Here is a 9,227-nt window from a genome sequence, read left to right on the forward strand (position 1 = left end):
CCACCTTCCGGCGCCGGGCCCGGTCCACCCGCCCTCGTCCTGTGAGTCGCCTCCGTGTACGTCCTCGCCTGTGTTTTCGTGGTCCTGACCCTCGCGGCCCTGATCCGCATCACCGCCGGGTTCGGGTTCGCTCTGGCGGCGGTGCCACCGCTGGCCCTGCTCCTGGACCCGGTGACGGCGGTGGTGGTGGCGGCGACCCTGGCGGTCCCGTTGAACCTGTGGGTCGCGCTGCGCGACCGCGCCCATGTGGACCGGCGCGCCGCGCTGCTGCTGCTCGTGTGCGCCCTGGCGGGGGTGCCGTTCGGGCTGTGGGCGCTCAACGTGCTGTCAGAGCAGGTGCTGCTTGTGTTGATCGCGGCGACGGTCGTCCTCGGCACGGTCCTGGTGTGGCGCCGGGTACGCATCCCGGGCGGGATGGGGGCTGTGGCCGGGATGAGCGCGCTCTCGGGCGCCGCGTTCGCCTCCACCGCGATCGACGGCCCACTCATGGTGGCCGGGCTCCAGGGTTCGCGACTGGCCGAGCTGGAACCCAGGGTCCAGCGGGCCACACTCGCCGTGACGTTCTCCGCGACGAGCGTGGCGACGCTGGTGGGGTTCGGGTTCGGCGGCCAGCTAACGCCGCAGGTCGGCGGCTTGCTGGTTGTCGGGGCCCCCGCCCTGCTGATCGGAACCCTCGTGGGTGAGAACCTCTTCCGCAGACTGAACGCCGAGCTCTTCCGCCGCACCGTGCTGGTCCTGCTCGCGGTCAGCTCCGTCTCCATGGTCACCCGGGTGGTCACCGCCTGAGGCCACCGGCTCGGGCCCGCGCCCGCGTCGGGGCAGCAGGTCACGGACGGCCACGCCCCTGGTGCGCATCAGCAGCAGGGTGAGCACGCCGACCACCACGGTGGTCACGGCTCCGCCCGTCAACAGGCTGGCCTGCGGCCCGAAGGCATCGGCGATCAGGCCCACCACGGGCGCGCCGATCGGGGCCACACCCATGAACACCAGCAGGAACATGCTCATGACCCGGCCGCGCATCTGGGGGTCGACGCTCAGCTGGAAGGTGGCGTTGAGCGTGGTCACGAAGGTCATGAAGAGCACGCCCATCGGGACCAGGATGACCACGAAGGCCACGTAGCCCGGCATCAGTCCCGCCACGAGCTGGGTGACGCCGAACCCCATCGCACCGACGAGCACCAGCTTCAGGCGCGGGTGCTCGCGGCGCGCGGCCAGCAGGGCACCGGCCAGCGCGCCCACGGCGAGCGCCGCAGCGGCCACACCGAAGGCGGTGGCACCGGCCTCGAAGACGTTGTTGACCATGAGGGCGATCTGGTTCTGCGCGTTGGCGCCGAAGAACTGCACGGAACCGGCGAGGACCAGCAGCAGGACCAGGTCGCGTCTGCCCCCGATGTAGCGCAGGCCCTCGCGGATCTGCCCCTTGCCGCGCGGCACGCGTTCGGTGGGGTTGAGCTCGGCGGCGCGGATCAGCAGCAGCGCCACGATCGTGAAGGCGAACGACAGCCCGTTGATCATGAACACCGGTCCGCTGCCGACCAGGCCGATCAGCACACCGGCGACGGCGGGGCCGGTGACGCGGCCGAGCTGGAAACTGGCGCTGTTCAGGGCGATGGCGTTGGGCAGCAGATCGCGGTCGACGATCTCCGGGACGAAGGCCTGGCGTCCCGGGTTGTCGAGCACGGTGATCATGCCGAGGCCGAAGGCGAACAGGTAGACGTGCCAGACCTCGGCGGCGCCGAGCGTGGCCAGGACGCCCAGGCCGACGGCGAGCACGCCCATGCTGGCCTGGGTGATGACCAGGAGCTTGCGCTTGTCGAAGCGGTCGACCATGGCGCCGCCCCAGAGACCGAGGAAGAGCATGGGCAGGAACTGGAGCGCCGTGGTCATCCCCAGCGCGATCCCGCTGCCTCCGCTGAGCTGGAGGACCAGCCAGTCCTGGGCGATGCGCTGCATCCAGGTGCCGGGGTTGGAGACCAGCTGGCCGAGGGCGTAGATGCGGTAGTTGCGCACGGCCAGCGAACGGAACATCGCGATGCGGCGCATCAGCCCCTCCCCGTCGGACGGCGGGAAGGGACGGAGACGACCACTGGTACGTGGTTTCGGGGGCGGAGAAGTAAACGGCGTTGACTCATCAAAAGACGCAACGCCGTCCACCCCGCCGCGCATTCCCCACGACCCGCCCATGACAGGGGCCGACGTCCCCGTGGAGGGGAGGTCGGCCCCTGTCGAAAGCGGTTCAGCGCATCAGGAGGTCACCCGATCAGCGCGTAGATCGGCGCCTCCGCGAAGTGGATCAGGAAGATCACCGAGATCAACCACAGGAGCGGGTGCACCCGGCGGCCGCGGCCCGTGACCAGCATGACGAAGGCGAAGGCGAGCAGGCCGAACCCGATCCCGTTGGCGATCGAGTAGGTGAACGGCATCATGATGATCGCCAGGAAGGAACCGATGCCGATGGCCGGGTCCCTGAAGTCGATGTTGGTCACCTGGGTCATCATCATGAAGCCGACGATCACCAGGACCGGGGTGGCCGCCTCGAACGGCACCAGGGTGACCAGCGGCGTGAACAGGGTCGCGACCAGGAACATCGCACCGGTGACGATCGGGGCGATACCCGTGCGGGCGCCCTCACCGACACCGGCGGCGGACTCCGCGTAGAGCGTGGCGACCGACGCGGAACAGAGGCCGCCCAGGACCGTGCCGAGGGAGTCGGCGACCAGGACCTCACGGGTGCCCTCGATGTTGCCGTCCTCGTCGGCCAGGCCGCCCTGGTGCGCGACGCCGACCATGGTGCCCATGGTGTCGAAGAAGTCGGCCAGCAGCAGGGTGAAGATCAGCATGACGACGGTGGCGACGCCCACGTCGGAGAAGCGACCGGCGAGCCCGCCGTCGAGGAACAGGCCCAGGAGCGAGACGTCGGGGAGCGCGACCAGGTCGGCCGGGCTGCTGGGCAGGCTCGGGACGGTCAGACCCCACCCGAGGCCGTCGGCACCGTCACCGAGGAGCGTCTCGACCCCGATCGCGACGAACGTGGTGGCCACGATGCCGATGAGCAGGGCGCCGCGCACGTTGCGTACGTAGAGGGCGATGCTCAGCAGCAGGCCGATGACGAAGATGAGGATCGGCCAGCCGTTGAGGCCGCCGTCGCCGAGCTGCACCGGGGTGCCCTCGCCCGCCTGCACGAACCCGGCGTTGACCAGGCCGATGAACGCCAGGAACAGACCCACACCGACCGCGATGGCCACCTTGAGACCGGGCGGGATCGCGGCGAAGACCGCGGTACGGAACCCGGTGAGCACCAGGATGAGGAGCAGGACGCCCTCGATGATGATCAGCAGGAAGACGTCGGCCCACGACATGAGCGGCGCGATGCCGTAGGCGACCACGGCGTTCAGGCCCATGCCCGCCGCGATGGCGAACGGGTAGCGGCTCACCACGCCCATGAGGACGCAGGAGAGGGCGGCGACCAGGGCCGTCATCGCGGCGACGCCGGGGATGCCCAGGGTGTCGCCGTTGACGTCCTCGGCGGTGCCGATGATCAGCGGGTTGAGGACGACGATGTACGCCATGGCGAAGAAGGTCGCCATGCCACCGCGGATCTCGGTGCCGATGGTGGAGCCGCGTTCGGTGACGCGGAAGTAGCGGTCCACCGCGTTCCTGGGTTGTCTCTGCTCGTCAGTGGGGGATGGTGTCGGTGCGTTCACGTCGTCAGCCTGACCTGGTCGTGTTACTGGACAACAAGGATTCTGCGCCAGGTTAGTTGCATCTTCGTACAACACCAGACACCTGATTCACATGATTTTCATAGAAACCACCACATGATGGGGACATCGGATCTTTGGGTGTGACCAAGGCATCTCCCCGCTGACCTCGGCCCACCGCACCGCTCCCCCGTGCTCCGGACACCAGCGGATAGCCTGGGGCCGTGCCCAAACCTCGCCAGCCCGATCCCGAAGTCCACGAGAGCGACTACCGAGTCCCGGCCGCCATCGGCACGGGCGCCTGGACGATCGCGCTCGTCGTTCTCCTCGCCATGGGAGACGGCCTCCCCGCCTCGGAGCAGTGGTGGATCGGCGTCTGTGTGACCGGGATCGCTCTGGGCGTCTTCGGGTTCCTCTACATCCCCCGCCTGCTCCGCAGGCGCGACGAAGCGGCGGATCGGGCGGCCGAACGGTTCACGGAACCGGACACCCGGGAACCCGGGACCCCCTGAACTGCGCCACCTCCACACCGGGGCACCTCGTCACCTGACCGATAATGGGCGAGTGTCTGAGACAGAATTCCCGCGAGGACTCGCCGACCGGCTCCGTGGCACCCTGATCGACGCCGACTACACGGTGTCCGGGGTCCGCGACCGCCTCGGCGACGCCGCCGCCAAGGCCCTGGCCCGCGAGCAGCTCGTGCCCGCACTCCGCGCCACGGGCGGGGAGGAACGCCTCGGACTGCTCCTGCGCCTGTGGTGGCTCCAAACCCCCATCCCGGCGCGCGCGGCCCGTGCCATCCTCCCCGTCGACGAGCTCGCCGACGCCGGACTGGTCACCGTCGAGGAGGGGGCCCACGGCACCGTCGTGCGTGCCCTCGTCCACCTGGGCCCCTGGGAACTGGAGGACGGCCGCCCCGGCTTCGTCGTCTCCGATCCCAAGGTCCGCCCGGGCAGCGGGGACGTCCCACGCGTCGACCACGTGGTCGGCGCGGGCGGCGCCTCCGCCAACCTCTCCCGGCTGATCGTCGACGGCCCCTACGAACGCGCCCTGGATCTGGGCACGGGCTGCGGCGTGCAGGCCCTGCACCTGGCGTCCCGGGCCCGCGAGGTGGTGGCCACTGACCTCAACCCCCGCGCGGTGCGGCTGGCCGGGATCAGCCTCGCCCTGTCCGGGATCACCGGGGCCCGGCTGGCCCAGGGCTCGCTGTACGAACCGGTCCGCGACGAGCGTTTCGACCTGATCGTGTCCAACCCGCCGTTCGTGATCACCCCCGAGGCGGCCCGCTTCACCTACCGGGAGTCGGACCTGCCCGGCGACACGGTGTGCGCGGAGCTGGTCCGGCAGGCCCCCGCCCACCTCACCGAGGGCGGCTGGGGACAGTTCCTCGCCAACTGGACGCACACCGACACCGACGACTGGCAGGACCGAGTGGGCGGCTGGATCACCGGCACCGGCTGTTCCGGCTGGGTCGTGCAGCGCGACGTCCAGGACCCCGCCGAGTACGTGGAACTGTGGCTGCGCGACTCCTGCGAGCACGGCACCCCCGAGTACACGCGCCGCTACGACGCCTGGCTGGACTACTTCGACCGCGAGGGCATCAAGGGCATCGGCTTCGGCTGGATCAGCCTGCGCAACGACGTCGCCCAGGACGCCACCGTGCGGGTGGAGGAGCTGCGGCACGACGTACAGCAGCCGGTGGGCCCCTACCTGCCGGACGTGGTGGACGGCGCGATGACGGCGCACCGCCTCACCGACGCGGCGCTCCTGGCGGCGCACGTTGCGCTGGCGCCGAACGTGGTGGAGGAGCGCGTGGCGGTGCCGGGGGCACCCGACCCGGAGAAGATCCTGCTGCGCCAGCGCGACGGCCTGCGCCGTGTGGCGCGGATCGGCACCGTGGAGGCGGCGCTGGCCAGTGTCTGCGACGGCACCATGCCGGTCGGTCCGCTGCTGGACGCGATCGCCGACCTCATGGGCGAGGACCCGGTGATGATCCGCGAGCGTACTCCGGAGGCGCTGCGCACGCTGATCTCCGAGGGGTTCTTCCGCGTCGCCCGCTGACGAACCGCCGTGACGGGCGGCGGCGATAGGACACAGGGAACGGCCCCCGCTGGAGACCTCTCCGCGGGGGCCGACGCGTCCCGTCGACCACGCCCCGAGGACCCCACCGTGACCACGAACAGCACTGGCGCAGACCAGCGGCCTCCCGAACCAGGACTGGGGCCCTGGCCTGAACCCGGGCCTCAACCCGGGCCTGCGCCTGAACCCGGGCCTGGACCCGGGCTTGTGCCCGAACCCGAACCAGGACTCAGACCTGAACTCGGGCCTGGACGTTGACTTGAACCAGGACCCGGACGCGGACCTGAACCCGGGCCTGCGCCCGAACCCGAGCCCGGGGTGCGGTCCGCGCCCGCTTCGGGCCGGTCCCCGTGGTTCTCCCTGGCCGCCGCCGTCGGGGCGGGGCTGCTGGTGGGGGTACTGACCTCGTTCGGGCAGGGCCTGCTCCCCGAGGTCCTGAGCCCCCTGGCCAACTCGTCGGGATCCTGGAGCCTGGTCGCCTTCCTGCTCGCGTACCACTCCCCCCGGCGGGGCTTCGCGGTCGCGACCGGTGTGCTCGCGCTGTTCGCGATGGTCGGCGGGTACGACCTGGCCGCGGCTCTGCGGGGCTTCTCCCCCTCGCTCGGCGGATCACTCTTCTGGTGCACGGCCGCGGTCGTGGTCGGCCCGTTCCTGGGCTGGGGAGGCCACGCCCTCAGAGCAGGTACCCGGTTCGCGCCCCTCGCGATGGGCGCGGTGAGCGGTCTCCTGGTCGGTGAGGGCCTGTACGGCCTCACCATCGTCGCCACCACCACGCCCGCCGGGTACTGGTGGGGGTCGATCACCGTCGGCGCGGCCCTGCTGGTCTGGGCCGTGGTCCGGCGGTTCCCCCGCCTTCCGTCCGCGCTGGCGGCGGTGGCGGTCACCGCGCTCGTGTCGGCCGTCTTCCCCCTGGTCTACTCACTCGACCTGATCTCGCTGTTCACCTCACCCCTCACCCCCTAACCGGGAGTGGCGCGGGCCTCCTGAGCGGAGGTGGCACGGGCCTCCTGAGTGGAGGTGGCGCGGGCCTCCTCGGCGTTCCAACCGCGCTTGTGGAGGAAGGCGAACGCGGCCGCGGCGAACAGCACACCGGCCGCGATGACCAGGGTGACCAGGAACCCGTTGTCGAAGGCCCTGGCGGCGGCCGCCAGGAGTTCGGCGGAGCCCGCGGGGTCCAGGTCCCGGGCTACGGCGAGTGCCTCGTCCATGCCCTCGGCCGCGGCCGGGGGCACCTGGTCGGGCAGGGAGACGGTCCGTGTGAACACAGCGGCCATGAGGCTGCCCAGCACCGCGACCCCGGTGAGGCTGCCCAGCTCGTAGGAGACCTCCTCCACGGAGGCGGCCATGCCCGCGCGGTGCGCGGGGGCGTTGCCAACGATCGCGGCGGAGGCTGCTGTCATCGCCGCACCGGTACCCGCACCGATCACCAACAGCCCGGCGACGGTCCAGGCCAGCGGCGCCGAGGCGGCCAGCACCACCACCACGGTTCCGACGGCGGAGGTCAGCAGACCGGCGACGATCATCGGTCGCGTGCCCACCCGGTAGAGCAGCGCTCCTACGGCCACGCCCACGGGCAGGGCGCCCAGGGCCATGGCGGCGACGGTCGTCCCCGCCTGCAAAGGGGTGAACCCCAGGACCAGCTGGAGGCGCTGGGTGAGCACCAGCTGCACTCCGGCCAGCGCGAACATCGCCATTCCGGCCGCGAGCACGCCGACGAGGATCCGGGGGTCGCGGAAGAGCGAGAAGTCGATCAGCGGGTAGGTCTGGCCGCGCTGGCGCCGCACGAAGCTCCAGAAGCCCAACGCGGCGGCGACCACGGCCACCGCCACGGCCAGGACGGAGGGATCGGGGCTGGTGAGCTCCTTGATCGCGTAGACCGTCCCCACCAGGCCGACCATGACCTGCACGGAGGCCAGCAGGTCCCAGGGGCGTTCGGAGCTGCCCGATCCGCCCGGCGCGACCACGGCGGCCAGCACGAGCGCCACCAGGACGATCGGCACGTTCACCAGGAACACCGAGCCCCACCAGAAGAACTCCAGCAGCGCTCCGCCGACGATGGGCCCGACCGCCGCGCCCACCATGGCCATGGTGCCCCAGACACCGATCGCGATCCCGCGTTCGCGCTCGTCCACGAAGGTGATGCGGATCAGGGACAGCGTCGCGGGCATCATCGCGGCGGCGCCCACCGCGAGGAAGGCACGCCCGGCGATCAGCATGGCGGGGTTGACGGCGTAGGCGGCGACCAGCGAGGCCGCTCCGAAGAGCACGAGCCCCACCAGGTACATCCGCTTGTGGCCGACCCGGTCCCCGAGAGTTCCGGCGCCCAGCAGCAGGCCCGCCATCACCAGCGGGTACGCGTTGATGATCCAGAGCCGTTCCGAGGCGGTGGCCTGGAGTTCCGAGCTGAGGGTGGGCAGCGCCGTGTACAGCACGGTCATGTCCACCGAGATGAGCAGCAGCCCGGCGGAGACGGCGGCCAGCACCAACCAGCGTCTGGCCCGGGAGACCGGCTGGGTTCCGGGGGATCCGGGGGATCCGGGGGCGTGGGCGTCCTCGTGGGCGTCCTGGTGCGTGCGCTCGTGCGGGTCTTCGTGCGCGTCATCGTGCACGCCGCTCATCGGTTCTCCCCCTTGGTCTCGGTCACGGGAGTGTTCTCTCCCTCGGTCTCGGTCACGGGAGTGTTCGCCCCCTCGGTCACAGTCACGGGAGAGTTCGCCCCCTTGGTCTCGGGAGCCTGCGGCCCTCCGACTGTCAGTTCGGCAACGCGCGCCCGCAGAGCTCGCGCCACCTCCTCGGGGAGTGCGTTGCCCGAGGTGGCGTTGAAGAGCCAGAGCCCGTCGACGGCCAGGCGGGCGAGGAAGAGATCGAGCCCCTGCGGATCGGGCGACTGCGGGGTGGGGGCCCAGCGCTCCATCAGCTCGTTCCAAATCTGGGCCAGGTCAGGGTTGGACTCGGCCTCCACCATGAAGGCGAGGTCGGCGTGGCGGACCTCCCCGCGCATCATGACGCGCACGTAGGCGGCGCCGCGCTCGGTGGGACTGGCCTGCGTCCAGGGTCGGCCGAGCTCGGCGAGGAGCCGTTCCTCCCAGCCCTGGACGAGGTAGCGCTGGATCGCCAGGAGCAGGTCCTCCCTGGTCCGGAAGTGGTAGAGGAGGCCGCCCTTGGTCAGCCCGGCCTCCTCCGCGGTGGCCTCGAGGGTCAGCGCGGTGATGCCCTGCCGGTCGGTCACCCGGACGGCGGCATCGAGGATGAGGGTTCTCGAACTGGGTCGCATACGAGTAACTGTACCTTCCGGAAGGTACAGTTACTAGCTGTGAGGCTAACCACGTCGCTTCGTGGGGCCGCAAGGTTGTGGGTGGGGGGTGGGTCGATCGGTCAGCTCCCGCCCAGAGCCAGCGCGCCTTCACGGACCCGGGCGCAAGCACTGTGGGTGGGTCAGGGCGGTCA

7 protein-coding genes and 1 pseudogene are annotated in these 9,227 nt (G+C 70.9%); 4 read left to right on the forward strand and 4 right to left on the reverse strand.

Annotation, left to right across the window (positions count from 1 at the left end; all coding sequences use genetic code 11):
• Positions 1 to 78 precede the first annotated feature (78 nt).
• Positions 79 to 702, forward strand: a pseudogene (locus ADX84_RS26735) (sulfite exporter TauE/SafE family protein); the annotation flags it as partial.
• On the opposite strand, the gene ADX84_RS18960 reads toward ADX84_RS26735, so the two are convergent.
• Both ADX84_RS18960 and ADX84_RS18965 read right to left on the reverse strand, forming a co-directional pair.
• Positions 613 to 2,043, reverse strand: coding sequence for an MFS transporter (locus ADX84_RS18960; protein WP_049576845.1), 1,431 nt, complete (start codon positions 2,041 to 2,043; stop codon positions 613 to 615). The pseudogene ADX84_RS26735 and the gene ADX84_RS18960 sit on opposite strands and share 90 nt — an antisense overlap.
• Before the next feature lie 209 nt (positions 2,044 to 2,252).
• The gene (locus ADX84_RS18965; protein ID WP_049576848.1) at positions 2,253 to 3,704 is read right to left on the reverse strand and encodes an NCS2 family permease; all 1,452 of its coding nucleotides are present in this window, start codon (positions 3,702 to 3,704) and stop codon (positions 2,253 to 2,255) included.
• A 221-nt stretch (positions 3,705 to 3,925) separates the two neighbouring features.
• Here ADX84_RS18965 and ADX84_RS18970 point away from each other — a divergent pair, with 221 nt between their 5' ends.
• The 3 genes from ADX84_RS18970 to ADX84_RS18980 all read left to right on the forward strand — a co-directional run bounded on the left by ADX84_RS18970 (position 3,926) and on the right by ADX84_RS18980 (position 6,743).
• Positions 3,926 to 4,213: a DUF2530 domain-containing protein gene (locus tag ADX84_RS18970; RefSeq protein WP_049576852.1), complete on the forward strand. Its 288-nt coding sequence runs from the start codon at positions 3,926 to 3,928 to the stop codon at positions 4,211 to 4,213.
• A gap of 52 nt (positions 4,214 to 4,265) precedes the next feature.
• Positions 4,266 to 5,762, forward strand: coding sequence for a methyltransferase (locus tag ADX84_RS18975; protein ID WP_049576855.1), 1,497 nt, complete (start codon positions 4,266 to 4,268; stop codon positions 5,760 to 5,762).
• Between the two features lie 336 nt (positions 5,763 to 6,098).
• Positions 6,099 to 6,743, forward strand: coding sequence for a DUF6518 family protein (locus tag ADX84_RS18980; RefSeq protein WP_049576858.1), 645 nt, complete (start codon positions 6,099 to 6,101; stop codon positions 6,741 to 6,743).
• On the opposite strand, the gene ADX84_RS18985 is transcribed toward ADX84_RS18980, so the two are convergent.
• Both ADX84_RS18985 and ADX84_RS18990 read right to left on the reverse strand, forming a co-directional pair.
• The gene (locus ADX84_RS18985; protein WP_053107313.1) at positions 6,740 to 8,398 is read right to left on the reverse strand and encodes an MFS transporter; all 1,659 of its coding nucleotides are present in this window, start codon (positions 8,396 to 8,398) and stop codon (positions 6,740 to 6,742) included. The two genes, ADX84_RS18980 and ADX84_RS18985, sit on opposite strands and share 4 nt — an antisense overlap.
• Positions 8,395 to 9,054, reverse strand: a complete 660-nt coding sequence (locus ADX84_RS18990) for a TetR/AcrR family transcriptional regulator (RefSeq protein WP_049576862.1) — start codon at positions 9,052 to 9,054, stop codon at positions 8,395 to 8,397. The genes ADX84_RS18985 and ADX84_RS18990 overlap by 4 nt, the downstream gene beginning before the upstream one ends.
• Positions 9,055 to 9,227: the final 173 nt, after the last annotated feature.

Origin of the sequence: Nocardiopsis sp. SBT366 (genome assembly GCF_001083815.1) — a bacterium.
GTDB lineage: Bacteria > Actinomycetota > Actinomycetes > Streptosporangiales > Streptosporangiaceae > Nocardiopsis > Nocardiopsis prasina.

Coding starts and splice junctions, on each gene's coding strand:
- ADX84_RS18960 (WP_049576845.1), bottom strand. CDS start 2,043: ATGCGCCGCATCGCGATGTTCCGTTCGCTGGCCGTGCGCAACTACCGC.
- ADX84_RS18985 (WP_053107313.1), bottom strand. CDS start 8,398: ATGAGCGGCGTGCACGATGACGCGCACGAAGACCCGCACGAGCGCACG.
- ADX84_RS18990 (WP_049576862.1), bottom strand. CDS start 9,054: ATGCGACCCAGTTCGAGAACCCTCATCCTCGATGCCGCCGTCCGGGTG.